Source organism: Nocardioides sp. 31GB23 (assembly GCF_040012395.1).
GTDB lineage: Bacteria > Actinomycetota > Actinomycetes > Propionibacteriales > Nocardioidaceae > Nocardioides > Nocardioides salarius.
Genome location: NZ_JBDYKJ010000008.1, coordinates 70,070 through 93,274, shown reverse-complemented (window position 1 = coordinate 93,274; position 23,205 = coordinate 70,070). Strand labels below are relative to the sequence as shown.

24 protein-coding genes are annotated in these 23,205 nt (G+C 73.6%); 12 read left to right on the top strand and 12 right to left on the bottom strand.

Annotated elements, in window-relative coordinates:
* The 3 genes from ABKW28_RS04130 to ABKW28_RS04120 all read right to left on the bottom strand — a co-directional run.
* Positions 1-722: hypothetical protein (locus ABKW28_RS04130; protein WP_348606549.1), on the bottom strand; the 722-nt coding region annotated here is incomplete at its 3' end.
* 86 nt (positions 723-808) lie between these two features.
* The gene (locus tag ABKW28_RS04125) at positions 809-1,612 is read right to left on the bottom strand and encodes a class I SAM-dependent methyltransferase (RefSeq protein ID WP_348606547.1); all 804 of its coding nucleotides are present in this window, start codon (positions 1,610-1,612) and stop codon (positions 809-811) included.
* Between the two features lie 12 nt (positions 1,613-1,624).
* The gene (locus tag ABKW28_RS04120; protein ID WP_348606545.1) at positions 1,625-1,843 is read right to left on the bottom strand and encodes a hypothetical protein; all 219 of its coding nucleotides are present in this window, start codon (positions 1,841-1,843) and stop codon (positions 1,625-1,627) included.
* Between the two features lie 161 nt (positions 1,844-2,004).
* Between ABKW28_RS04120 and ABKW28_RS04115 the strand changes: the two genes are divergently transcribed.
* The gene (locus tag ABKW28_RS04115; protein WP_348606543.1) at positions 2,005-2,508 is read left to right on the top strand and encodes a hypothetical protein; all 504 of its coding nucleotides are present in this window, start codon (positions 2,005-2,007) and stop codon (positions 2,506-2,508) included.
* Here ABKW28_RS04115 and ABKW28_RS04110 read toward each other — a convergent pair.
* Positions 2,505-2,939, bottom strand: a complete 435-nt coding sequence (locus ABKW28_RS04110; protein ID WP_348606541.1) for an SRPBCC domain-containing protein — start codon at positions 2,937-2,939, stop codon at positions 2,505-2,507. The two genes, ABKW28_RS04115 and ABKW28_RS04110, sit on opposite strands and share 4 nt — an antisense overlap.
* Before the next feature lie 115 nt (positions 2,940-3,054).
* Between ABKW28_RS04110 and coaE the strand changes: the two genes are divergently transcribed.
* Positions 3,055-3,645 carry a dephospho-CoA kinase gene (coaE, locus tag ABKW28_RS04105; RefSeq protein WP_348606539.1) on the top strand — a complete coding sequence of 197 codons (591 nt, stop codon included), beginning with the start codon at positions 3,055-3,057 and terminating at the stop codon, positions 3,643-3,645.
* A complete protein-coding gene (locus tag ABKW28_RS04100; protein ID WP_348606537.1) occupies positions 3,642-4,976 on the top strand; it encodes a glycoside hydrolase family 3 N-terminal domain-containing protein in 1,335 nt (444 codons plus the stop codon). Before coaE ends, ABKW28_RS04100 begins: the two co-directional genes overlap by 4 nt.
* A 36-nt stretch (positions 4,977-5,012) precedes the next feature.
* Here ABKW28_RS04100 and ABKW28_RS04095 read toward each other — a convergent pair whose 3' ends face one another.
* Complete coding sequence (locus tag ABKW28_RS04095) at positions 5,013-5,981, bottom strand: sigma-70 family RNA polymerase sigma factor (RefSeq protein ID WP_193670293.1); 969 nt, start codon at positions 5,979-5,981, stop codon at positions 5,013-5,015.
* Positions 5,982-6,240: 259 nt separating this feature from the next.
* Positions 6,241-8,412, bottom strand: coding sequence for a S9 family peptidase (locus tag ABKW28_RS04090; RefSeq protein WP_193670294.1), 2,172 nt, complete (start codon positions 8,410-8,412; stop codon positions 6,241-6,243).
* 37 nt (positions 8,413-8,449) lie between these two features.
* On the opposite strand from ABKW28_RS04090, the gene ABKW28_RS04085 reads away from it, so the two are divergent.
* Genes ABKW28_RS04085 through ABKW28_RS04075 form a run of 3 tightly spaced genes read left to right on the top strand, consistent with a single transcriptional unit; the run spans position 8,450 to position 10,676 of the window.
* On the top strand, positions 8,450-9,154 hold the full coding sequence (locus ABKW28_RS04085; RefSeq protein ID WP_348606535.1) for a 5-oxoprolinase subunit PxpA: 705 nt from the start codon (positions 8,450-8,452) through the stop codon (positions 9,152-9,154).
* 2 nt (positions 9,155-9,156) lie between these two features.
* Positions 9,157-9,813: a carboxyltransferase domain-containing protein gene (locus ABKW28_RS04080; RefSeq protein ID WP_193670296.1), complete on the top strand. Its 657-nt coding sequence runs from the start codon at positions 9,157-9,159 to the stop codon at positions 9,811-9,813.
* Positions 9,810-10,676, top strand: a complete 867-nt coding sequence (locus tag ABKW28_RS04075; RefSeq protein ID WP_193670297.1) for a biotin-dependent carboxyltransferase family protein — start codon at positions 9,810-9,812, stop codon at positions 10,674-10,676. Before ABKW28_RS04080 ends, ABKW28_RS04075 begins: the two co-directional genes overlap by 4 nt.
* On the opposite strand, the gene ABKW28_RS04070 is transcribed toward ABKW28_RS04075, so the two are convergent.
* A complete protein-coding gene (locus ABKW28_RS04070; protein WP_193670298.1) occupies positions 10,660-12,024 on the bottom strand; it encodes a DNA polymerase IV in 1,365 nt (454 codons plus the stop codon). The genes ABKW28_RS04075 and ABKW28_RS04070 overlap by 17 nt on opposite strands.
* Positions 12,025-12,142: 118 nt before the next feature.
* Between ABKW28_RS04070 and ABKW28_RS04065 the strand changes: the two genes are divergently transcribed.
* Positions 12,143-13,093, top strand: coding sequence for a DUF4192 domain-containing protein (locus ABKW28_RS04065; RefSeq protein WP_193670299.1), 951 nt, complete (start codon positions 12,143-12,145; stop codon positions 13,091-13,093).
* Between the two features lie 41 nt (positions 13,094-13,134).
* Positions 13,135-14,598 carry a glutamate--cysteine ligase gene (locus tag ABKW28_RS04060; protein WP_193670300.1) on the top strand — a complete coding sequence of 488 codons (1,464 nt, stop codon included), beginning with the start codon at positions 13,135-13,137 and terminating at the stop codon, positions 14,596-14,598.
* On the opposite strand, the gene ABKW28_RS04055 is transcribed toward ABKW28_RS04060, so the two are convergent.
* Entirely contained in the window at positions 14,595-15,035 is a 441-nt protein-coding gene (locus tag ABKW28_RS04055; RefSeq protein WP_307823121.1) for a hypothetical protein, read from the bottom strand. The two genes, ABKW28_RS04060 and ABKW28_RS04055, sit on opposite strands and share 4 nt — an antisense overlap.
* A gap of 130 nt (positions 15,036-15,165) precedes the next feature.
* Between ABKW28_RS04055 and ABKW28_RS04050 the strand changes: the two genes are divergently transcribed.
* Together ABKW28_RS04050 and tpx are read left to right on the top strand one after the other, a co-directional pair.
* Entirely contained in the window at positions 15,166-15,564 is a 399-nt protein-coding gene (locus ABKW28_RS04050; protein WP_193670301.1) for a universal stress protein, read from the top strand.
* A 56-nt stretch (positions 15,565-15,620) separates the two neighbouring features.
* Positions 15,621-16,115: a thiol peroxidase gene (tpx, locus tag ABKW28_RS04045; RefSeq protein ID WP_193670302.1), complete on the top strand. Its 495-nt coding sequence runs from the start codon at positions 15,621-15,623 to the stop codon at positions 16,113-16,115.
* A 73-nt stretch (positions 16,116-16,188) separates the two neighbouring features.
* Here tpx and ABKW28_RS04040 read toward each other — a convergent pair whose 3' ends face one another.
* From ABKW28_RS04040 to ABKW28_RS04030, 3 genes are all read right to left on the bottom strand, one after another.
* Entirely contained in the window at positions 16,189-17,376 is a 1,188-nt protein-coding gene (locus ABKW28_RS04040; RefSeq protein ID WP_348606533.1) for an AI-2E family transporter, read from the bottom strand.
* Between the two features lie 9 nt (positions 17,377-17,385).
* Positions 17,386-18,561 (bottom strand): MFS transporter, encoded by a 1,176-nt coding sequence (locus ABKW28_RS04035; protein ID WP_193670304.1) that lies wholly within the window; start codon positions 18,559-18,561, stop codon positions 17,386-17,388.
* An 85-nt stretch (positions 18,562-18,646) separates the two neighbouring features.
* Positions 18,647-20,146 (bottom strand): DUF4389 domain-containing protein, encoded by a 1,500-nt coding sequence (locus ABKW28_RS04030; RefSeq protein WP_348606531.1) that lies wholly within the window; start codon positions 20,144-20,146, stop codon positions 18,647-18,649.
* Between the two features lie 281 nt (positions 20,147-20,427).
* Here ABKW28_RS04030 and ABKW28_RS04025 point away from each other — a divergent pair, with 281 nt between their 5' ends.
* Entirely contained in the window at positions 20,428-21,003 is a 576-nt protein-coding gene (locus ABKW28_RS04025; protein WP_348606529.1) for an HhH-GPD-type base excision DNA repair protein, read from the top strand.
* A gap of 184 nt (positions 21,004-21,187) precedes the next feature.
* Complete coding sequence (locus tag ABKW28_RS04020; protein ID WP_307823123.1) at positions 21,188-22,687, top strand: RNA polymerase sigma factor; 1,500 nt, start codon at positions 21,188-21,190, stop codon at positions 22,685-22,687.
* A gap of 143 nt (positions 22,688-22,830) precedes the next feature.
* Here ABKW28_RS04020 and ABKW28_RS04015 read toward each other — a convergent pair whose 3' ends face one another.
* Positions 22,831-23,067, bottom strand: a complete 237-nt coding sequence (locus tag ABKW28_RS04015; RefSeq protein ID WP_193670307.1) for a hypothetical protein — start codon at positions 23,065-23,067, stop codon at positions 22,831-22,833.
* Positions 23,068-23,205 lie beyond the last annotated feature (138 nt).

Sequence of the window (23,205 nt, the reverse complement as noted above, 5' to 3'; positions counted from 1 at the left end):
AACTTGCCGGAGTAGGTGCCGTCGCCGTTGTCGTGCAGGGCGAGGTAGGTCTCGTGCTTGGCGCGGCGGGACTCGCGCCCGAGCATGATCGCTTCGTGCTTGTCGGCCAGGTCGCGGTCGACGACGTCGAGCATCCGTCGGGCGGCCTGCCGCAGGCGTTTGGGGTTCATCGGGCGCCCGGTGCGGGTGCCGACGCCGCTGGCCTTGTTGACCAGGACCTCCTCGGCGGCCGCGAGCTGCTCGACCGTTGTCTCGAGGGGTGCCTGCTCGGCGGCGGCGACGATGACACGGACCTGGCGGGTGGTGATCGCCCCGGTCGCGTAGGCCTCGCGGGCGTGGTGGTACTTGGTGCGCAGCAGCTCGGCGATCCGGGCGCCGCCGGCGAGGACCTCTCGGGACTGCCCGGTCAGTGCGGCGGCCCAGGCATCGGTGCCGGTGGCGGCCTCGGCGTCGGCGACCTGGCGGCGTTCGGCCTCACCGAGCACGTCACCGAGCAGGGCGGAGGCCTCGGCCTCGAGGCCGGAGAGTGCCTGCACCAGGCCGGCGAGGTCGTCGACCGGCTGACCCTTCAGGTCGTGGGAGCGGGCGGCGGCCATCGCTGCACGAGCGGTCGCGACCGCCTGCGCCACCGGACCGGCCTCCGCGGCCGGGAAGCTGTTCGCGGGCACCCCGGCACCCGGGTCGGGGACCCGGTCGCTGGTGGGGTTCTGGAGCAGCCTCATGCCCACCATTCTCCCAAGCCGAGAGCGCGATGGGAACACCAGTTCGACGATCTGTGGAGAACTTCTCGGTGTCGCCTGAGTGGTATCTAGGAGCCGGCCTCGAGGATGAAGAAGATGAACCCGATGAAACGGGTGGGATCGGATTCGCTGGGTGGCAGCAGCTCGGGCGGCGTCTCGGGCGACACCGGCGGCTCGCTGATCGCCAGGATCCGAAAACCCTCGGCGGTGAAGGAGTCCGACATCGCGCTGAGGGACCGGTACCAGATCGTCAGCGTCGCGGAGACGCCGTCGAAGTCGTGCTCCTCCTCGTTCGGCACGGTCGCGAAATAGTCCAGCTCGGGGTACAGCACCGGCGGGATGACAGGGTGATTGACCACGACGACCAGCCGACCGCCCGGCCTCAGCACGCGCCACAGCTCACCCAGCGGCCGTGACCAGTCTTCGAGGTAGTGCAGGACGAGGACCGCCAACGCGTCGTCGAACGCCTCGTCGTCGTACGGGAGCGGCTGGGTCAAGTCGGCCACCTCCAGGTCGGCCTCGGCTCCAAGCCGTTCGCGGGCGAGCCGGATCATCGCGGGGCTCGCGTCGAACCCAGCCACGCTCGCTCCCCGCTCCTCCAAGTCGGCGAGGAGCGGACCGGAACCACAACCGGCGTCGACGATCCGCCGCCCAGCGACATCACCGAGCAGGTCCAGCACCGCAGGTCGGGCGTACCACCTGTTGAACAGACCCTCCTCGTTCGCCCGCGCGTACGCGTCAGCGAAAGCGTCGTAGTGGTCCGGTCGCTGCTCGGCGGTCGACGACTCAGAGGTCATGCCACGCCACTGTGCCGGACGGGACGGCACGGTGGCGTGCACGACGCACACATCGCGACGGACGATCGGCCGCACCTGGGCATCCTCCTAGTCGCGGGCTCCCGCGCGACGCAGACGCTGGAACCACACGACCAGCCCGACGAGCACCGCCATGACAGCGGTCGCCACCAGCCAGCCGGGCGCGCCCGCGTACAGCGCGGAGAAGCCCACCAGGGCAAGGATGCAGGCCCCGACGAGCAGCACCAGGATCGTCAGCACGCCCACCACCAGGCGAGCTGTGCGGGACGGCAGCGGTACCTCGCTCACGACGCTCACAGTGCCGACCGGTCCCGCTCCTGGCAACCCCGGGCACCGACACGGCGCAGGGGCCGTTCTCTCGCCCAGCCGGGCACGCGTAGGGCTGTGGAGTCCTTGACCCGCGCCGGCGTCGGGCAGAAGATCGAACCAGTGCTGAGGAGGTGGTCTCGGTGGACGAGTACCTGGTCGTGGCCAACCAGACACTGGGTGGCGAGAAGCTCGAGCGCACGGTCCGCGAGCGCATCGAGCGGGGGGACAGCAGCTTCTACGTGCTGGTGCCGGTGACGCTTCCTCCCGACGAGAGCGGGTGGTCCGGCGGCTTCGTGCCCTACGAGGGCATGTCCGGCGTGGAGGCACGGGCGTGGTTCGAGCAGGACGGTGAGCACCGGCGCAAGACGATGGAGGAGGCCCGCAGCCTCGCGGAGCGGCGGCTGGCGAAGATGACGCGAGCGATCGAGGAGGCCGGGGCCCGGGCGGAGGGCGCCGTCTGCGACGCCGACCCGATCGAGGCCGTCAAGGAGCAGGTGGCGGAGCACTCCTACTCGGAGGTGATCGTCTCGACCCTGCCGGGACGGCTCTCGCGCTGGTTGAAGCTGGACCTGCCCAGCCGGGTGGCGCGGGCCTCGAGAGCGCCGGTGACCACGATCGAGGCGGACGAGCGGCCTGCTCCCTAGTCGTCGCGAGCGGCCTCGCCGTCGGCCTTCAGCGCGGCGGCGAACTGGTCGAAGGAGTCCTGGAAGTCGGGCAGCGAGCGGGTGATGAGCGGAGCCAGGGGACCGGTGAAGTCCTCGGCCATCGTGAAGGTGCAGCGCTCGGGGCCGTCGGGCTCGACCTGGAAGGTCCGCCGCCCGGTGAAGAGCCCCACGGGCATGCCCCCGCTCCACGTCATGGACCGGGGCGGGTCGACGTCGACGACCTTGAGCTTGAAGCCGCGCTGGGGGTTCAGCTCGGAGACCAGCTTGACGCGCTGCCCCTCGCGGATCGTGCCGGCGACGTCGACGACCCCGTTGTCTGCCCGGTTCCACCAGGCGGCGTCGGTGAGCAGCCGCCAGACCCGACCGGCCGGGGCGTCGATCGCGGTGCTGGTGCTCGTCGTGGTGGTCATGGTGGGCCGTCCTCCGGTGGTCGGGCCCTGATCGTCCCAACGGGTCGGCGGTGCGGGAAGGCGCGACCCGGGTCCGATGGGCAAAATCCTCGGGCCACGACGTAGCGTGGCGCCCATGCGAGTGGGTCTCACAGGGGGTGTCGCGTCGGGCAAGAGCACCGTCGCGGCGATGCTGGCCGAGCTGGGCGCCGTCGTCATCGACGCCGACGCCCTGGCGCGCGAGGTGGTCGAGAAGGGCACGCCGGGGCTGGCCGCGGTGGTCGCCGAGTTCGGCGAGCGGCTGCTGACCCCCGAGGGCGACCTCGACCGGCCCGCGATGGGCCGCCTGGTCTTCGGCGACGACGCCGCACGCAAGCGGCTCGAGGCGATCGTGCACCCGCTGGTCTTCGAGCGCTACGCCGAGCTCGAGGAGTCCGCCCCCGACGGCGCGCTGGTCGTGCACGACATCCCGCTGCTCGCCGAGTCGGGCCGCGCGGACGGCTTCGACGCCGTCGTCGTCGTCGACGTGCCCACCGAGACCCAGGTCGAGCGGATGCTGGGCCAGCGCGGCTGGACCCGCGAGGACGCCGAGTCGCGCATCGCCGCCCAGGCCACCCGCGAGCAGCGCCTCGCCGTGGCCACCCACGTCATCGACAACACCGGCAGCCTCGACGACCTGCGCGCCCAGGTGCAGGCCGTCCACGACCAGCTCCGGACGGCCGCGTGAGGCGCCCGGGCGCGCTGGCGGCCGCCGCGCTCAGCGCAGGGCTGCTGGTCTCCGGCTGCTCGGGCACCACGGACGAGACCACCACCGCCGGCAGCGGGTCGGGCACGCCGTCGGCGGACGCGACCGTCGAGCCGGGGGAGCAGTCCCAGGAGCTCGAGCAGCCCGAGGAGACGGTCGACCCCGACCAGGCCACCTCGTGGGGCCCCACCGAGGGCGAGCTCGCCGAGGCCCGCGAGGTCGTGGCGCAGATGAGCCCCGAGGAGCTCGCCGGCCAGGTGATCGTGGGCCGCTACGCCGGCACCGACCCCGCCGAGCCGGCGCAGCTCGTCTCCGACCTGCACCTCTCGGGCGTCTGCGTCACCGGCGACAACGTCGTCGACGAGGCCCAGGTGCGCGCCACCACGGCCGCGGTCTCCCAGGCCGTCGCCGACAGCGGCCGCGAGTTCCCGGCCGTCATCGGCGTCGACCAGGAAGGCGGCACCGTTTCCCACCTGCGCGGCATCGCCACCGAGTTCCCCGCGTTCCGCACCGCCGGAGAGGCCGTCGACGGCAACGGGCGCAGCGGCAAGGTCGCGGTGCGCGAGGCGGCGTACACGACCGGGCTCGAGCTGCGCGACCTCGGCTTCACCTGGGTCTACGCCCCCGTCGCCGACGTCACCATCGGCGCCGCCGACCCCACGATCGGCAGCCGCTCGCCCTCCAGCGACCCCCGGCTGGCCGCCAAGGCCACGGCGGCCGCGGTCGACGGCTTCGACCGCTCCGGCACGGTCTCGACGACCAAGCACTACCCGGGCCACGGCGGCGCCACGGCCGACAGCCACCTCACCCTGCCCGCCCTCGACACCCCGGTCGAGGAGCTGGAGAAGCGCGACCTGATGCCGTTCCGCGCCGCCACCAAGGCCGGGGCGCCGTCGGTGATGATCGGCCACCTCGACGTCGAGGCGCTGGCACCGGGCACGCCCTCGAGCATCGCCCCCGAGGTCTACGAGCACCTGCGTGAGGAGGTCGGCTTCGAGGGCGTGGCCATCACCGACTCGCTCGGCATGGGCGCGGTGGCCGGCATCCCCGACCTGGCCGTCAGGGCGCTCGTCGCCGGGGCCGACCTGCTGCTGATGCCCGCCGACACCCGCCGCACCCACGCCCGCGTCACCAAGGCGATCAGTGGCGGCGAGGTCGCGCCCGAGCGCATCGAGGAGGCGGCGGCCCGGGTCGTGGCGCTGCAGCTGTGGCAGGCACGCGTCGCGCAGGAGAAGCAGGTCCCCGACGACGTCAGCGCCCGGGCGGCCGAGGCCGCCCAGGCGCTGGAGGTCGCGGCGTACGCCGCCCCGTAGGCCGATCCTCCCGGCCGCCGGGTGGTTCTCGTCGGCTCAGGCGGCCAGGTCGGGGTCGGCGAAGCGGCGCAGCTTCTGCAGCGCCTCGCGCTCGAGCTGACGCACCCGCTCGGCCGAGATGCCGTGCTTGGCGCCGATGTCGGCCAGCTTGTGCTGGCGCCCGTCGGCCAGTCCGTAGCGCGAGCGGATGATGTCGGCCGCCCGGTCGTCGAGGTGGCCGACGAGGGCGTTGAGCCGGTCGCGGGACTCGACGTCGATGACGTTGAGGTCGGGGCCCGGGGAGGTCTCCTGGGCCATCAGGTCGCCCAGGGAGGTGTCGCCGTCCTCGTCGACGGGGGTGTCGAGCGAGACGTGCTCACGACCCCACGACAGCAGGTCGAGGACCCGGTCGACCTCCATGCCCAGCTCGAGAGCGATCTCGGCCGGCTCGGGGTCGCGGCCCAGCTGGCGCTCCAGGGTGCGGCGCGCGCCGCCGACCTGGTTGAGCTCCTCGACCACGTGCACGGGCAGCCGCACGACGCGGGCCTGCTGGGCGATGCCGCGGGTGATCGCCTGGCGTACCCACCAGGTGGCGTACGTCGAGAACTTGTAGCCCTTGGTGTAGTCGAACTTCTCGACCGCCCGGATCAGGCCGGTGTTGCCCTCCTGGATCAGGTCGAGCATCGGCATCTGGGCCCGGCCGTACTTGCGGGCGATCGAGACCACCAGGCGCAGGTTGGCGGTGATGAACGTGTCGACCGCCTGGCGACCCTGCTCGGCGAGCCACTCGAGCTCCTCCTGGGTGGCCCGGCCGGGTGCGCCGCCCTTGCGGCGACCCACGCGGCCCTCGGCCAGCAGGTGCTCGGCGTACAGGCCGGCCTCGATGGTCTGCGACAGATCCACCTCGGCGGCGGCGTCGAGGAGCGGGTTGCGGGCGATCTCGTCGAGGTACAGCCCGACGCTGTCGCGGCCCTCGATCTCGCGGCCGGCGGCTGGTGCGGTACGGGTGGCGGTGCGGGTGGCCATGGAACCCCTCCTGAAGTCACGTGGTCGCTCTCGCGCTCCCACGTCGTGTCCAACGCTCCTGCAGTGGCCCGGATTCCCGTTCCGCCATGGAGCCTTCACCATCAAGGACGTCCGGCCCGACCCCGGAGTTGCATCGTCGACCAACTCTCAGGGACTTCTCAGGGCCTCGCATCCTCACTGGTTGTTCGGTGCCCCGCCCGAGCCGGATGCCTCTCACCCGCCAGGGTGGGACACGTCACCTCCCGGGGCTCCCCGGCACTCAGGAGTCGGCCAGGCCCATCCGGTCGAGCATCCACGCGAGCGCGAAGGCCCGGTCGTGCCACGCCTTGTAGCGGCCCGACACGCCGCCGTGCCCCGCCGACATCTCGGTGCGCAGCAGCACGTCGGGCCGGTGGTCGGGGGCGGTGGCGCGCAGCCGGGCCACCCACTTGGCCGGCTCCACGTAGAGCACCCGGGTGTCGTTGAGCGAGGTCTCGGCCAGGATCGCCGGGTAGTCCTGCTCGGTGACGTTGTCGTACGGCGCGTAGGAGGCCATGTAGTCGTAGACCTCGGGGTCGGCCTCGGGGTTGCCCCACTCGTCGTACTCGGTGACCGTCAGCGGCAGGCTGGCGTCGAGCATCGTGGTGAGGGCGTCGACGAACGGCACCTGCGCCACGATCCCGGTGAACATCTCGGGGGCCTGGTTGGCCACCGCTCCCATTAGCATCCCGCCGGCGCTGCCGCCCTCGGCGACGAGCGTCTCGGGGCGCGACCACCCGGTCGCGACGAGGTGGCGCGCGCAGGCGACGAAGTCGGAGAAGGTGTTCTGCTTCTTGGCCATCTTGCCGTCGTCGTACCAGCGCCGGCCCATCTCGCCGCCGCCGCGCACGTGGGCGATGGCGAAGGCCGCGCCCCGGTCGAGCAGCGAGAGGCGCGCGATCGAGAAGTAGGGGTCGATCGAGGCCTCGTAGGAGCCGTAGCCGTAGAGCAGCGTGGGGACCGGGCGGGTGCCGCCGCCGTCGTCCTCGCGCGAGCCGCGCCGGGCCACGATCGAGATCGGCACCTGCTCGCCGTCGTCGGCGGTGGCCCACAGACGGTGCTCCTCGTAGTCGTCGGGGTCGTAGCCGCCGAGCACGGGGGCGCGCCGCAGCAGCGTCAGCCCGCGGCTGCGCACGTCGTAGTCGTAGACCGAGGAGGGCACCGCCATCGAGGTGAAGCCCAGGCGGACCGTGGGCTGGTCGAAGGTCAGGTTGCCGCCCGCGCCGACGGTGTAGACAGGCGCGTCGAAGGGCACCAGGTAGTCGTCGCCGACACCGTCGGGGCCCAGCTCGATGATCCGCAGCTGGGTCAGGCCGTGGCTGCGCTGGTGCACCACCAGGTGGCCGGCGAAGGCGTCGACCTCCTCCAGGCGCACGGCCGGGTCGTGGGCCACCAGCGGCTCCCAGCCGGCTGCGGGGGTGGGGGAGACGGGGGCGCTGGCGATCTCGAAGTCGGGACCGGTGGCGTTGTGCAGGACCAGGAAGCGGTCCTCGCCGGCGAGCACCGCGTGCTCGAGGGAGTACTCCACGTCCTCGACCCGCTCCGCGAAGACCTGCCAGCCGGCCTCGGGGGCGTCGGCGTCGAGGAAGCGGTACTCCGAGGTGGTCTTGCTGCCCGAGGCGATGACCAGGAAGCGGTCGGAGCGGGTGCGGCCGACGCCGACGAAGAAGCGTCCGTCCTCCTCGTGGTGCACCAGCTCGTCCTGCGACTGCTCGGTGCCGAGCCGGTGGCGCCAGACCTTGTCGGCGCGCCACGACTCGTCGACCGTGGCGTAGTAGAGGTTCTCGCCGGCGCGGTCCCACGTGGTGCCGTGGATGACGCCCTCGATGACGTCGGGCAGCAGCTCGCCGCTGGCCAGGTCCTTGATGCGCGCGGTGTAGCGCTCGTCGCCGACCACGTCGACGCTGTAGGCCAGCAGGGTGGCGTCGGGGCTGATGCTGGCACCGCCCAGGGAGAAGAACTCGTGGCCCTCGGCCAGCGCGTCGAGGTCGAGCAGCACCTCCTCGCCCGGCAGCGCGGGCTGGTCGGGGGCGCAGTCCTCGGCGGGGGTCGGCGGGGTCCAGTCGTCGGGCCCGGCGACCGGCACGCGGCAGGTCGCGCCGTACTCGCGGCCCTCGAAGGAGCGTCCGTAGTACCAGTGGTCGCGGTTGCGCGTCGGCACCGACAGGTCGGTCTCGCGGGTGCGGGCCCTGATCTCCTCGAAGATCCGGGTGCGCAGGTCGGCCAGGTGGGCGGTGCGGGCCTCGGTCCAGGCGTTCTCGGCCTCCAGGTGCGCGCGCACCTCGGGGGAGTCCTTCTCGCGCAGCCACTCGTAGTCGTCGTGGCGGGTGCGACCGTGGAGCTCGCGCTGCGTGGGACGCCGCGGCGCCACCGGGGGAGCCACGGGCGGGTGCGGGGACGTGGAGGAGGACATGGCTGCCAACCTAGAGGCGGGGCGATAACGTCCGCACATGCGGTACGTCGACCTGAACGCCGACCTCGGCGAGGAGGTCACCGACGACGCCGGGTTGCTGGGCGTGGTGACCTCCGCGAACCTCGCCTGCGGCTACCACGCCGGCTCGGTCGCGATCATGCGCGCGGTCTGCGAGGAGGCGGCCCGGCTGGGCGTCTCGATCGGTGCGCAGGTCTCCTACGCCGACCGTGAGCACTTCGGCCGGCGTCCGCTCGACGTCGCCGCCGGCACGCTGCGCGAGCAGGTGGCCGACCAGGTCGGCACGCTGGTCGAGATCGCGCAGTCGGCGGGCACGTCGGTGCGCTACCTCAAGCCGCACGGCGCGCTCTACCACCGCACCACCACCGACCCCGAGCAGGCGCGCGCCGTGCTCGAGGGCTCCGGAGGCCTGCCGGTGCTCGGGATGCCCGGCGTGCTGCTGGACCTGGCGGCGGGGCTGGGTCGCGAGGTGCGGCACGAGGGCTTCCCCGACCGCGGGTACGACGCCAGCGGGCGCCTGGTGCCGAGGGGTGAGCCGGGTGCGCTGCTCGAGGGCGTCGGCACCGTGGCCGACCAGGCGCTGCGGCTGCTGCGCGAGCCGCCCGGTGGCGTGGCCGGTCTCGCCTCCCTCTGCGTGCACGGCGACAGCCCCGGCGCGGTCGAGCACGCCCGCGCGGTGCGCGCCGCGCTCGAGGCCGACGGTTGGACCCTGCGCGGGCTGTGAGCATGGAGCCTTCGAGCGCGGCTGACCCCGTGCACGTGCGCGCCTTCGGGCCCACCGCCCTGCTGGCCGAGGTCGACGACGCGGCCGCCGCGCTCGCCCTGGCGACCTGGCTGCGCGAGCGCGGGGTGGCGGCCGCCGACGTGGTGCCCGCGGCTCGCACGGTGCTGCTCGACGGCCTGGACCCGGCCGACGTCGGCCCCACCCGCGCGCTGCTCGCGGGCTGGCGCGGCCAGCCGATCGCGGGTGGTGACCGGCGACCGGCGGGCGGCGGTCCCGTCGTCGAGCTGGCGGTGGTCTACGACGGTCCCGACCTCGACGACGTGGCCGACCTGTGGGGCGTCTCGCGCGAGGAGGCCATGGCCCGCCACACCGGCCTCGAGCTGGTCAGCGTCTTCTGCGGCTTCGCTCCCGGGTTCGCCTACCTCTCCGGGCTGCCTGCGCAGTGGGCGGTGCCGCGGCTGGGCACGCCACGGACCCGGGTGCCCCCCGGCTCGGTCGCGCTCGCCGACACCTGGTGCGGCGTCTACCCCACCGCCTCGCCGGGCGGGTGGCGGCTGCTGGGCCGCACCAGCGCCTCGCTCTGGGACGTCGACCGCGACCCGCCGGCACTGCTCGCGCCCGGCACCCGGGTGCGCTTCGTCGCCGCGGAGGCGCCGTGAGCGTCCGCGCCCTCGAGGTGCTGGCCACGGGGCCGCTGTGCACGGTGCAGGACCAGGGCCGCCCCGGGCTGGCCCACCTGGGTGTGCCCCGCGCCGGTGCGCTCGACCGGCCGGCCGCCGACCTCGCCAACCGGCTGGTCGGCAACCCGCCCGGGGCCGCGCTGCTCGAGGTGGTGCTCGGCGGGCTCGAGGTCCGGGCCACCGCCGACACGTGGGTCGCCGTCACGGGTGCTCCCGCACCGGTGGTGGTGGGGCGCCGGCCCGCTGCCCCGGGCCGCGCCGAGCGCCTGCCCGCCGGAGCCGTGCTGCGCCTGGGCGCCCCACGGGCCGGCGTGCGCAGCTACGTCGCCGTCGCCGGCGGGATCGACGTCGCCCCCGTCCTCGGCTCGCGCTCGACCGACACCCTCGCCGGGGTCGGCCCGCCGGTCCTGGCACCCGGCCAGCGGCTGGGCCTGGGGCCGCCGGCCGGGCCGCCCGCGCCGGTCGAGGCGCCCGCGGTCCCGCCGCGGGGCACCCCCACCGGCGTGCTGCGGGTGCACCCCGGCCCACGGCTCGAGCGCCTCGGCCCGCAGGCGCTCGCAGAGCTGTGCGCGACGGCGTACGTCGTCGGGGCGGAGGCGGACCGGGTCGGGCTGCGCCTCGACGGGCCGCCGCTCACGCACGCGGACGCGGGCGAGCTGCCGAGCGAGGGGATGGTGCTGGGCTCGGTGCAGGTGCCGCCCAGCGGGCGGCCCGTGGTGTTCCTGGCCGACCACCCGCCCACCGGCGGCTACCCCGTGGTGGCCGTGGTCGACCCGGGGGACCTGTGGCAGTGCGCGCAGCTGCGACCGGGGGACCCGGTGCGCTTCACGCGGGCCCGCTGACGGGCTCGTCCTCGTCGGGCTCCGTGGGCGACCACGGTGTCAGGGCGGGGTCGTCGTCGGGGAAGGAGCGCACCGGCCCGGCCGGCGTCTCGCGGGTCTCGAAGCGCACGGTCACCACCCCGCGCCCGGCTCCCCACACCCAGCCGCGACCGAGCTCGGCGTGCTCGACGTCCATCCCGGGCGCCCAGGCCCCGAGGTGCCGGGCGCGCGGCGGCTCGGGCAGCTCCTCGTCCTCGGTCTCGTCGTCGGCGTCGTCGGCGAAGAGGTCCTCCTGCACCCAGTCGGCCAGCCCCGAGACGCCCACGCCGAGCAGCCGGACCCCGGCGCGGACCTGGGGCCCGGTGTCGGGGCCGGCCACCAGCTCGGCCAGCAGGGCACGGGCGCTGCGCGCGACCGTCGGGCCGTGGTCGGTGGGGGAGGCCAGCGTCGTCGAGCGGCTCAGCGTGGTGAAGTCGTGGAAGCGCACCTTGATGCTCACCGTGCGCCCCGACAGCCCGGCCGCCCGCAACCGGGTCGCGACCTCGCCGGCCTGGCGCGCCAGCAGCCCCTCGATCAGACGCAGGTCGGACAGGTCGGTGTCGTAGGTGCCCTCGACGCTGACCGACTTGGCCTCCCGCTCGGCCACCACGGCCCGGTCGTCGCGCCCGCGCGCCATCTGGTGCAGCCCGCCGCCGTGGGCCCGGCCCAGCAGGCGCACCAGCTCGTCGAGCCCGGCGGCCTCGAGGTCGGCCACCGTCACGATCCCGGCGCGGCGCAGCCGCTCGGCCGTCGCCGGGCCGACCCCGGGGATGATCGTGGCCCGCATCGGGCGCAGCAGCTCCTGCTCGGTGCCGGGTGCGACCACGACCAGCCCGTCGGGCTTGTCGAGGTCGCTGGCGATCTTGGCCACCAGCTTGCTGGTCGCCAGGCCCACCGACGCGGTGAGCCCGTCGGTCGCCTCGTGCACCCGCCGGCGCAGGTCCTGGGCGAAGTCGGTGACCGTCGCCACCTCGAGGTCGGGCAGGTCGGCGCGCTCGAGGTCGACGAAGGCCTCGTCGAGCGAGAGCGGCTCGACCAGGGGAGAGACCTCGCGCAGCAGGCCCATCACCACCCGGCTGGCCTCGCGGTAGGCGTGGAAGCGGCCCGACAGGAACGCCGCGTGCGGGCAGCGCGAGCGGGCCTCGCGGGTCGACATCGCCGAGCGGACCCCGTGCACCCGCGCCTCGTACGACGCCGTGGCGACCACCCCGCGCCCGCCGACCCCGCCGACGACCACGGGCTTGCCGCGCAGCGAGGGCTTGTCCCGCTGCTCGACCGCGGCGAAGAAGGCGTCGAGGTCCAGGTGGAGGACCGAGGCCTGGGAGCGCACCCCGGCACGCTACCCGCGCCGCGCCACCGGCCGTGCACAGGCGGGGCCCCGGCGTGGCTCCTCCCCAGCCGTGGCGCGGGGCCCGACCGTGACCCGGAGGCGGGGGCAGCCTCGGGCCATGACGTTCCCAGAGATGCCTTCCCCGTCAGCCCCTCCGCACGGCTTCGTGGCCCGTGACCCCGCCGACGTCCTGGCCGTGGTGCCGGTGCTGCTCGGCTTCGAGCCCGAGGACTGCGTGGTGATGCTGACGTTCGGCGCCGAGCACCAGTTCCACGCGCGGCTCGACCTCCCCCCGGCCGACGCGAGCGACGCCCGGGTCGCCGAGCTCGCGGGGCTGCTGGTCGAGCCGGCGGTGCGCCACCACGTCTCCGGGGTGCTGCTGGTCGTCTACTCCGACGAGGCCGAGCGGGCGCGGCGCAGCGCCCGCTGCCTCGTCGACGCGTTCAGCGCCGCGGGGATCACGGTGCTGCGCGCGATCCGCGCCGACGGGGAGCGGCACTGGCCGGCGACCGGTCCCGGCGAGGGCACGGCGTACGACGTCAGCGCCCACCCGGTGCGGGTCCAGGCCGTGCTCGACGGCCACGTGACCCGCCGCTCGCGGGCCGACCTCGCCGCGACCCTCGACCCCGACGGGCGCGGACGCGCCGACGTGGCCCGGGCGCTGGACCACCGGCCAGCCCTGACCGCCGACGAGGTCTCCACGCTGCTGCTCTCCTGCCTGGCCACCGGCAGCGTCCCCGGCCCCCACGAGGTGGCCGGGCTGGTGCGCGCGGTGGCCGACCCGGTCGTGCGCGACGTCGCGTGGCTGATGATGACCAGGCAGGACGCCGACCGGCACGTGGTGCTCTGGTCCGACGTGGTGCGACGCACCCCCGACGAGTGGCTGCCCGGGGCGGCGGCGGTGCTCGGCTTCGCGGCCTGGCTCTCCGGCAGCGGGGCCCTGGCCTGGTGCGCCCTCGACCGGTGCCTGTCCGTCGACCCCGACCACATCCTGGGCGGCTACGTGGCCCAGCTCCTCGAGCGCGCGGTGCCGCCGCACGCGTGGGCCGGCGCCGGGCGGCCCGCCTGAGGGGGGTCCCTCCGGGGCGCGGGTGGGCCTAGGGTCGGGGCATGGGTGAAGAGGTCGAGGCTCAGGAGTTCAGCCGCGCGGACCGCACGCGGCACCGCGCCAAGGTGCGGCGCTGCCTCGACGTGTTCGCGCGCATGCTGCGCGAGGCGGCCTTCGACACCGACGACCCGATGACCGGTCTCGAGGTCGAGCTCAACCTCATCGACGAGCGCGGCGACCCGGCGCTGAAGAACGCCGACGTGCTCGAGCGGATCGCCGACCCCGACTTCCAGACCGAGCTCGGCCAGTACAACATCGAGATCAACGTGCCGCCGGCCCGGCTGCGCGAGGGCGGGCTGACCCAGTTCGAGGACGAGCTGCGGCGCGACCTCGACGACGCCGAGGCCAAGGCCTCCGAGGTCGGCGCCCACCTGCTGATGATCGGCATCCTGCCCACGCTGGCCGACGGGCACATGACCCGGCAGACGCTCAGCGCCAACCCCCGCTACGCCCTGCTCAGCGACCAGATCCTCGACGCGCGCGGCGAGGACATCGCGATCTCGATCTCGGGTGCCGAGACCCTCGAGACCACCGCCGACTCGATCGTGCCCGAGGCCGCCTGCACCAGCACCCAGTTCCACGTGCAGACCTCGCCCGACCAGTTCGCGGCCTACTGGAACGCCTCGCAGGCGATCGCCGCCCCCCAGCTGGCGGTGGCCGCCAACTCGCCGTACCTGCTGGGGCGCGAGCTGTGGCGCGAGACGCGGATCCCGCTCTTCGAGCAGGCCACCGAGACCCGCAGCGAGGAGCTGAAGGCCCAGGGCGTCCGGCCGCGGGTGTGGTTCGGGGAGCGCTGGATCACCTCGGTCTTCGACCTGTTCGAGGAGAACGTGCGCTACTTCCCGGCCCTGCTGCCGGTCACCGAGGACGAGGACCCGCTCGAGGTGCTGGAGTCGGGCGGCACCCCGGCCCTCGCCGAGCTGCGGCTGCACAACGGCACCGTCTACCGGTGGAACCGGCCGGTCTACGACGTGGTCGACGACGTGCCGCACCTGCGGGTCGAGAACCGGCTGCTGGCCGCCGGTCCGACGGTGGTCGACACGGTCGCCAACGCCGCCTTCTACTACGGGCTGGTGCGGGCCCTGGTCGACTCGCCGCGCCCGCTGTGGTCGCAGATGTCCTTCAGCGCCGCGGAGGAGAACCTGCACGTCGCCGCGCAGCAGGGCATCGACGCGCAGATCTACTGGCCCGGGGTCGGCCAGGTGCCGGCCACCGAGCTGGTGCTGCGCCGGCTGCTGCCGATGGCGCACGAGGGGCTGGAGTCGTGGGGCGTCGAGGCCGACGTGCGCGACCGGCTGCTCGGGATCATCGAGCAGCGCTGCCTCACCGGCGTCAACGGAGCCGAGTGGTTCGTGGAGCGGATGCGCCGCCGCCGCGGCGAGGACCGCTACGACGCCCTGCGGGCCACGGTGCTGGAGTACCGCGAGCGGATGCACACCAACGAGCCCGTGCACACCTGGGACTAGCCCGAGCGTGCGCGCAGCCGCTTCCAGCTGCGCGAGAGGCCCGACCTCGGGTCGCGCCACCCGTGCCGCCCGACCAGCACCAGCTCGACCGGGCGGTCCAGCTCGCCCGCGGCCGCGCGGGTGGCTGCCAACCAGCAGGCGTCGTCGTCCTGGGTCTCGAGGTCGCCGGGTCGGGTGATCCAGACCAGCGGCTCCGGGTGGTCGACCCGCGACAGCAGGGCCAGCAGCACGTCGGTGCGCACCCCGAGGTCGTCGGGGTCGCCGGCGGCGCAGGCGAAGACCACCTCGCCGCCACCCGGACGACCCACGTGCACGACGGTGGGGTGGCGGCGGCGCCGCTCTGCCTCGACGTGGCCGAGCACCGCCAGGCGCAGGGTGCGTTCGAGGGGGCGCGGCAGCGGCTCGTGCAGGCCCTCGCTGTCGGGTGGTGGGTGCACCCGCCCAGCCTGCCCGTCCTGGCCGTGGCCCGCAGTGCTCCTCCACAGCCGTCCGGGGTGAGCCGCGATCGGTTAGCGTGCCCAGAGCACGGTCGACGCGACCGAGCGCAAGCGAGCCGAGGAGGAAACGATGGGCACCGTCGTGGTCGGGTACGTCAACAAGCCGGAGGGGCGCGCCGCGCTGGCGCGGGGGATCGAGGAGTCGAAGCTGCGCGGGCTGCGGCTGGTCGTGGTCTCCTCGCACCGCGGTGGCCAGGAGTACGACACCCAGGCCGCGGGCAAGGCCCAGGTCGAGCTCGACGAGGTGCGCGCCGAGCTCGAGGGCACCGGAGTCGACTTCGAGCTGCGCCAGCTGGTGCGCGGCTTCGAGCCCGCCGAGGACCTGATCGGGCTGGCCGCCGACAGCGATGCTGAGCTGCTGGTCATCGGGCTGCGCCGCCGCTCGCCGGTCGGCAAGCTGATCCTGGGCTCCAACGCGCAGCGCATCCTGCTGGACGCCTCCTGCCCGGTGCTGGCTGTCAAGGCCTGATCGACGATCGCGGACACCTGCGCGGTGGGTGTGCGGCGCGGTGGTAGAACGTCCGCATGACCACCACCGCACTCGGAGGCACCCCCGTCACGCTCGTGGGTGACCTCCCCGCCACCGGCAGCCCCGCTCCCGACTTCCGCCTCGTCGGCACCGACCTGACCACCGAGGTCACGCGCCCCACCGACCAGCGCACCGTGCTCAACATCTTCCCCAGCGTCGACACCGGCGTCTGCGCCGCCAGCGTGCGCGCGTTCAACGAGCTGGCCGCCGGACTGGCCGACACCCAGGTCATCTGCGTCTCGGAGGACCTGCCGTTCGCCCAGGCCCGCTTCTGCGGCGCCGAGGGCATCGAGTCGGTCGTGGCGGCCTCGGCCTTCCGCTCCACCTTCGGCCAGGACTTCGGCGTCACCCTCGTCGACGGCAAGTTCGAGGGCCTGCTGGCCCGCTCGGTCGTCGTCATCGACCGCGACGGCACCGTGCTGCACACCGAGCTGGTCCCCGAGATCGCCCAGGAGCCCGACTACGACGCGGTGGCCGCCGCACTGGCCTGACCCGCCACCCCACGACGTACGACGCCCGCTCCCGCGCGCTGCGGGGGCGGGCGTCGTGCTGCGCCGGGCGCCGTCAGACCCGGTCCTGCTCGTCGGTCGCCGAGGCGTCCTGCTCGTCGTCCTCGGGGTCGACCTCGGCGGCGGGGTGGTCGGGCTGCTCCTTGGTCGGCTCGCCGGTGCGCTCGCGCACCTGGTCGTCGAGGTAGCGCACCACCACGGCGAGCACGGCCACCGCGGGCACGCCCAGGAAGGCCCCGGCCACGCCGTAGAGGGTCGAGCCCAGCACGATCGTGAGGAGCACGACCCCGGCGTGCAGGCGCAGGCTGCGGCCCTGCAGCCACGGCAGCAGGACGTTGCCCTCGAGCTGCTGGACGCCCAGCACGATGGCCAGCACGATCAGCGCGGAGACCCAGCCGTTGGCCACGAGCGCCACCAGCACGGCGAGCGCCCCGACGGTGACGGCACCCACGATGGGGGCGAAGGCGGCGATGAAGGTGAGCACCGCCAGTGGCACTGCCAGCGGCACGCCCACGACGAGCAGGCCGATGCCGATGAGGACGGCGTCGATGAGACCCACGAGGGCCTGGGTGCGCACGAAGCCGCCCAGGGTCGCCCAGGCCCGCGAACCGACCTCCACGAGGTGCGGCCCGGCGCGCTCACCGGTGAGCTGGTGCAGCCAGGGCAGGAACCGGCGGCCGTCCTTGATGAAGAAGAACGACAGGACGAGCGTCAGGACGAAGGTGATCAGCGCCGAGGTCACCGCGCCGACACCGACCAGGACTCCCGAGGCGATGCTGCTGGCACTGGACTGCAGACGGTCCTGCGCGGCCTCGACGAAGGTCTCGACCTGGGTCTGGGTGATCTGCAGCGAGCTGTCGGCGACCAGCCGCTCCACCTCGGCGAGCCCGAGCGAGGCGGAGTCGGCCAGCTCGACGGCCTGCTCGCCGACGGAGGGTGCGATCGTCACGCCCAGGGCGGTGACCAGGCCCAGCCCGACGAGGATGACCGTCAGCGCCGCGGCGGCCGCCGGCAGCCGCCACCGGCGCTCGAGCCACCGGGCCGGCGGCTGCAGCACGGTCGTCAGGATCAGGGCCAGCACGACGGGCAGCACGATCGACCAGCCCTTGCCGACCAGCCAGCCCAGGGCGACCGCGCCGAGCGCGACGAGGAGCCAGCGCACGGTCCAGCGGGCCAGCCAGTCGATGCCGCGGCCCACGACCTCCTCGCGGGACGGGGTGCTGGAGGAGAGTTGGGGGTGCATGCCAGCAGACTAGGTCGTGCGGGCCCGTGTCCTCCGCACGGCCGCTCCCACGGGCAGGCCGGCGGCGAGTGCCACCGCGCTGACCACGGCCACGGCGCCGGAGGAGACCAGCACCGTGCCCAGCCCGGCGCTGGGCACCAGCGAGCCGGTGACCGCGGGCGTCACGATCGAGGTCACCGCCCCCACGACGAGGGCGACGGTGAAGGCGGTGCCGGGGCGCTCGGGCTCGACGTGCGCGGTCCAGATGGCCAGCACCGACGACCCGACCATGAATCCGGCGCCGAGCACCACGGCGGAGCCGAGCACCAGCGGCGCACCGGAGGCCAGCCCCAAGCCGCCCAGGGCGAGACCGACCACCCCGAGGCTGGCGGCTCCCACACCGGCGGGGCCCAGGGCGGCGGTCATCCGCCCGGTCCAGAAGGCCACCAGCCCCCCGAGCCCGATCAGGGCGAAGACCAGCGCCGGCGCCCAGTCGGCCAGTCCGGCCTCCTCGGCCGCGTCGCTGGCGTAGGTGAAGTAGACGGTGATCGCCACGAAGTACGTCACGGTGTACAGGAGCGGGACCAGCAGCCGTCCCAGCAGCCGTCCCAGGTGCAGTCGCTGGCCGCCCTCCTGCCGCTCGGGCGGGGGCAGCGCGGGGACCAGACGCAGGTTGAGGGTGGCGGCGACCGCGGCGGCCACGGCGATGCCTGCCCAGGTCAGCCGCCACGAGACGAGGGGCGCCAGGAGGCCCAGCGCCCCCAGCCCCACGAGGCCGACCCCGGTGCCGGTGGTGACCACGGCCAGCAGCGTGGGCCGGTGCCGAGGGTCGGCCACGGCGCGGAGCACGTCGGAGTACGGCGCCCACACCCAGCCCGCCGCACTGCCCGCCAGCACGGCTCCGGTGGCCAGCACCGCCGCGTTCGGCGAGAGCGCCACCATGGCGCAGCCCAGTGCGCCGCAGACCCCTCCGACGGACGTGGGGGCGCGAGGCCCGCGCCGGGCCACGAGCACGGGGACCCCGAGCAGGCCGATCAGGTAGCCGACGAAGGTGGCGCTGGCCACCAGCCCCGAGAGCTGCTCCGACAGGTCGAACTCGGCCTGCATGTCGGGCAGCGTGAGGCCGTAGGCGTAGCGGGCCATGCCGAACGCCACACCGACCACTGCTGCGCCTCCGGCCGCGGCGCGGATCTCTTGCTTCTCCATGCCGCTGGGCTACCCGTCCACCGCCCCGGTCACACACGCACCCGGGTGAGGAGCAGCTGGTACGCCGCCGCGGCCCAGCACGTCCTCACACCGACTGGCGCCGCTGCTGGGCCCGCTCGCCCTCGGCTCCCGGTTGCGGCGGCTCCGGCGGGCGTGCGGGCGACGGGTCGACAGGCCCCTGGTCGAGCCGGAACGGAGGATAGGTGTCGGTCATGAGGGCGACATAGGCGACGACGCGGTAGACCCATCGGTTCAGGCCGACGAGCAGGTCGAACAGCGGTGCCGGGTAGCTGCCGGTGAAGAGCAGGAGGAGTCCGGCGGCCAAGGTGAGCGCGCCGATGAGGCCGCCGACGATGGGCTGGAGGTCGTCGTCCAGGGTCCAGGTGCCCGCCAGCACGGCCAGCACGACCAGGTGCGGGATGGCCAGGAGCCACCACTTGACCAGCACCAGGCCCCGCGAGAGCCGTTCGGGGTGGGCGACGTCGAGGTCGGCGGGGTAGTCGGCGTGGTCGAGGGTGAACGGCGGGTAGCGGTCGGTGCCGATCGCGTTGGTGCAGTAGAACTGCACCCGCCAGGTCCAGCGCAGCACCCCGACGTTGAAGTCGAACAGGCCTCGGGGGTAGCGGCCGGTGACGAGGATGGCGAAGAACGCGACGACGGTGAGCACCACCAAGGCCGGCCACAGCAGGGCGAGCACGATGAAGTGAGGGATCGCCAGCAGCCACTTCACCAGCCACAGCCAGCGGCTCAGGTCCTGGTCCTGGTGGCCGGAGATGGTGACGGGCGACGGCACCGCCTGGTCGGCGCCGGCGATCACCCCTGACGTGGGTGCGGGGACGGGGTCCGGGCGCTGCTGGTCGGCTGCGGAGGGTGCGTGAGCGCCGTGGACCACCAGGAGTGCGCCGCCGAGGATCAGCAGCAGGCCGAGTGCCCCGAGCACCCAGGCGAGCGGCGCCAGCATGTCGACCCGGCCGCCGGCGCTCAGCCCGGTGCTGAGACCTGGTGACCCGTCGCCGTTCATCACCACCGCGGTCCAGTTGCCGGGGCGCACGTCCCAGGTCAGTGTCTGGGTGCCGGAGCCGATGCTCCGGTCGCTCCAGAAGTCCTGCTCGGAAGGGGGCGTCGGCAGGGACCCGCCGGAGCCCCGGCGGGTCAGCGTGTAGTCGAACGGGTCGGTGACCAGGTCGCCGATCTCGTCGTACGACGCCGCGGCGAGGTAGCGCTCCACCTCCTCGCTCGGGCCGATGCCCACGAAGACGGGCGAGCCGCCGCTCGTGGCCCTCAGCCGCAGCGTCACGATGTCCCGCTCGGTCCACCGGCCGTCGGGTCCGGCGGCTCCCAGGTCGAGCACCGGGCTCGTCAGGGCCACCGTCTCGGTGCTGATCTGCTCGGTGGTGGTCGAGAAGAAGCCGTCGTCGTCGCGCTGGGTCGCGAGCGCCCACCCCAGTCCGGCCCCGGCCAGCAGGAGCGGCAGGCCGACGAGGGCCAGCAGGACACCGATCACGAGTGGGACCGGACGGCTGGTGCGGGTGGGCGACGTCGAGACCGGCGGGGGAGCGTCGCGTGCGTCGGGGGGATCGGTCATGCCGCTGGTTCCTTCCGCGATGGACGACGGGCCGGGGTCCGGCCCTGCCTGCTCCATGGGACGGCGACCGGGCCCGCTCCACCAGGGCTCTTCGACCCCTCCCGAGGGGACCCCGGCCCCTGACCCGCACGGCCGGCGAGTGCCTGGGTTCGGCACCAGGCCCTGATCGCGGCCTCCGCGGCGCGCAGGGCCGCCGAGCAGGTGCGCAGGCGACACCTCGGGCATCTCGTCGACACCCGGAGCCCCTCGATGGGCTGGCGCCGGTGGTGGAGGATGGGCGCATGGCGATCCACATCACCGGCGACGACGCCGCCGACCAGGTGCTCACCGACGACCCGTTCGCGCTGCTCGTGGGCATGATGCTCGACCAGCAGTACCCGATGGAGCACGCCTTCCGCGGCCCCGCGAAGGTGCTGGAGCGTTTCGGCAGCCTCGAGCCGGCGCGGATCGCGGCCGCCGACCCCGAGGAGTTCGCGTCGCTGTGCGCGACCCCGCCGGCGATCCACCGCTTCCCGGGCTCGATGGCGGCCCGGCTGCAGGACCTGGCCCGCATCGTCACCGACGAGTACGACGGGCACGCCGAGCGGCTGTGGCTCGAGGCCACGGACGGCAAGGACCTGCTCAAGCGGGTGATGGCCCTGCCGGGCTTCGGCAAGCAGAAGGCGCAGATCTTCGTGGCGCTGGTCGCCAAGCAGCTCGACGTGCGCCCCGAGGGCTGGGACGCCGTGGTCGGGGACTACTCCCAGGAGGGCTACCGCTCGGTGGCCGACGTCGTCGACACCGCCTCGCTGCAGAAGGTGCGCGACTTCAAGAAGCAGAAGAAGGCCGCCGCGAAGCAGGCCTCGGGACCGAGCTGATCCACGGCCTGGTCCGCGACCGGATCCTCGCTAGGATCCTGAGCGCAGCCTGAGGGTGGGCTGAGGCACGGCTGAGGGGGCGGACCGCCCTGATGCTGGCCGACCACCACCCCCGTGGCAGAATGTTCATCGCGGCTCTTGACGACTCCGGGCCTTGCCGCGCCCACACGTCAGCACACGAGAGGTGTTCGTGTCCTCGAACGCACGCAAGATCCCGACCGAGGTGCTCGCCCACCCGTCCGTGGTGGCCCTGATCGAGCACGGCACCCCCACGGGGAGCCTGACGCCTGAGGAGGTGCGGCGGGCCAGCGAGGAAGCGGCGATCGAGCCCAAGCACCTCAAGGCGCTGCTCGCCCACCTGAGCGGACTGGGGATCTCGGTGCACATCGGCGCGGCCAGCAGTGCCCGCGCCGTGGCCGCGACCTCCACGCGCAAGACCACGACCGCCAGCGCCGCCAAGAAGGCGCCCGCCAAGAAGGCGGCTCCGGCGAAGACCGCCGCACCGGCGAAGAAGGCGGCGGCGAAGAAGACCACCGCCGCCGCCAACACCGCCGGCGCCGACGCCGAGCCGGTCGACACCGTCGAGGCGGTCGTCGAGGCCGTGCCGACCGTGGGCCCCGACGGCAAGAAGATCCTGCCCGACGTCCCGGACGAGCAGTTCGAGAAGGACGTCAAGAACGACCCGACGATCAAGGAGGACGAGAAGGACGCGTCCTTCGTCGTCTCCGACGCCGACGACTCCGGCGAGCCGGAGCAGCAGGTCATGGTCGCCGGCGCGACCGCCGACCCGGTCAAGGACTACCTCAAGCAGATCGGCAAGGTCCCGCTCCTCAACGCCGAGATGGAGGTCGAGCTCGCCAAGCGCATCGAGGCGGGCCTCTTCTCGGAGGAGAAGATGGCCAAGGGCGGCCGCATCGGCCCCAAGCTCCTCGAGGAGCTGGAGTGGATCTCCGAGGACGGGCGCCGCGCCAAGAACCACCTGCTCGAGGCCAACCTGCGTCTCGTGGTGTCGCTGGCCAAGCGCTACACCGGTCGCGGCATGCTCTTCCTGGACCTGATCCAGGAGGGGAACCTCGGCCTGATCCGCGCGGTCGAGAAGTTCGACTACACCAAGGGCTACAAGTTCTCGACCTACGCCACCTGGTGGATCCGCCAGGCGATCACCCGCGCGATGGCCGACCAGGCCCGCACCATCCGGATCCCGGTGCACATGGTCGAGGTCATCAACAAGCTCGCCCGGGTGCAGCGCCAGATGCTGCAGGACCTCGGGCGCGAGCCCACCCCCGAAGAGCTCGCCAAGGAGCTCGACATGACCCCCGAGAAGGTCATCGAGGTCCAGAAGTACGGCCGTGAGCCGATCTCGCTGCACACGCCCCTGGGTGAGGACGGCGACTCGGAGTTCGGTGACCTCATCGAGGACTCCGAGGCCATCGTGCCCGCCGACGCCGTCTCGTTCACGCTGCTGCAGGAGCAGCTGCACGCCGTGCTCGACACGCTCTCGGAGCGCGAGGCCGGCGTGGTCAGCATGCGATTCGGCCTCACCGACGGCCAGCCCAAGACCCTCGACGAGATCGGCAAGGTCTACGGCGTGACCCGTGAGCGGATCCGCCAGATCGAGTCGAAGACGATGTCGAAGCTGCGCCACCCCTCGCGCTCACAGGTGCTGCGCGACTACCTCGACTGAGCAGGACAGCACGACACGCAGCGCCCGGGAGCCTGGCTCCCGGGCGCTGCTGCGTTCCCGGCAAGAGAAGGACCCGGCAACAACGCAGCAGGCCCCCGGACCGAGGTCCGGGGGCCTGCTGATCAAGCGCTAGGGGAGTGGCGTCACTCCGTCTCGGGGGCCTTGGCGGCCATCGGGGAGTCGGAGGTCAGCTTGTGCGTCTCGTCGATGACGTTGGACGCGACCTCCTTGAGCTTGTCGCCGTGCTCGCGGGCGTGGTGGGCGCAGAAGAGCAGCTCGCCGCCGCTCTGCAGCTCCACGCGGAGGTAGGCCTGGGCTCCGCAACGGTCGCAGCGGTCCGCTGCGGTCAGCGGGGCGCTGGGGGCAACTGTGGTGGTCACATCGGCCTCATTTCTTCGATCACTCGGTGCTTGGCTCAACGTAGCGAGGGGACCCAAGATTCCCGCGATCATCTGATTCCCCTGTTGTGAGCGTCTCAACCCGACCATCGGGGTGAGAGCGCCTGTCCGTGCTCTCCC

Coding starts and splice junctions, on each gene's coding strand:
- ABKW28_RS04110 (WP_348606541.1), bottom strand. CDS start 2,939: ATGACCACCACGACGAGCACCAGCACCGCGATCGACGCCCCGGCCGGT.
- coaE (WP_348606539.1), top strand. CDS start 3,055: ATGCGAGTGGGTCTCACAGGGGGTGTCGCGTCGGGCAAGAGCACCGTC.
- ABKW28_RS04095 (WP_193670293.1), bottom strand. CDS start 5,981: ATGGCCACCCGCACCGCCACCCGTACCGCACCAGCCGCCGGCCGCGAG.
- ABKW28_RS04090 (WP_193670294.1), bottom strand. CDS start 8,412: ATGTCCTCCTCCACGTCCCCGCACCCGCCCGTGGCTCCCCCGGTGGCG.
- ABKW28_RS04085 (WP_348606535.1), top strand. CDS start 8,450: ATGCGGTACGTCGACCTGAACGCCGACCTCGGCGAGGAGGTCACCGAC.
- ABKW28_RS04080 (WP_193670296.1), top strand. CDS start 9,157: ATGGAGCCTTCGAGCGCGGCTGACCCCGTGCACGTGCGCGCCTTCGGG.
- ABKW28_RS04065 (WP_193670299.1), top strand. CDS start 12,143: ATGACGTTCCCAGAGATGCCTTCCCCGTCAGCCCCTCCGCACGGCTTC.
- ABKW28_RS04060 (WP_193670300.1), top strand. CDS start 13,135: ATGGGTGAAGAGGTCGAGGCTCAGGAGTTCAGCCGCGCGGACCGCACG.
- ABKW28_RS04050 (WP_193670301.1), top strand. CDS start 15,166: ATGGGCACCGTCGTGGTCGGGTACGTCAACAAGCCGGAGGGGCGCGCC.
- tpx (WP_193670302.1), top strand. CDS start 15,621: ATGACCACCACCGCACTCGGAGGCACCCCCGTCACGCTCGTGGGTGAC.
- ABKW28_RS04040 (WP_348606533.1), bottom strand. CDS start 17,376: ATGCACCCCCAACTCTCCTCCAGCACCCCGTCCCGCGAGGAGGTCGTG.
- ABKW28_RS04035 (WP_193670304.1), bottom strand. CDS start 18,561: ATGGAGAAGCAAGAGATCCGCGCCGCGGCCGGAGGCGCAGCAGTGGTC.
- ABKW28_RS04030 (WP_348606531.1), bottom strand. CDS start 20,146: ATGACCGATCCCCCCGACGCACGCGACGCTCCCCCGCCGGTCTCGACG.
- ABKW28_RS04025 (WP_348606529.1), top strand. CDS start 20,428: ATGGCGATCCACATCACCGGCGACGACGCCGCCGACCAGGTGCTCACC.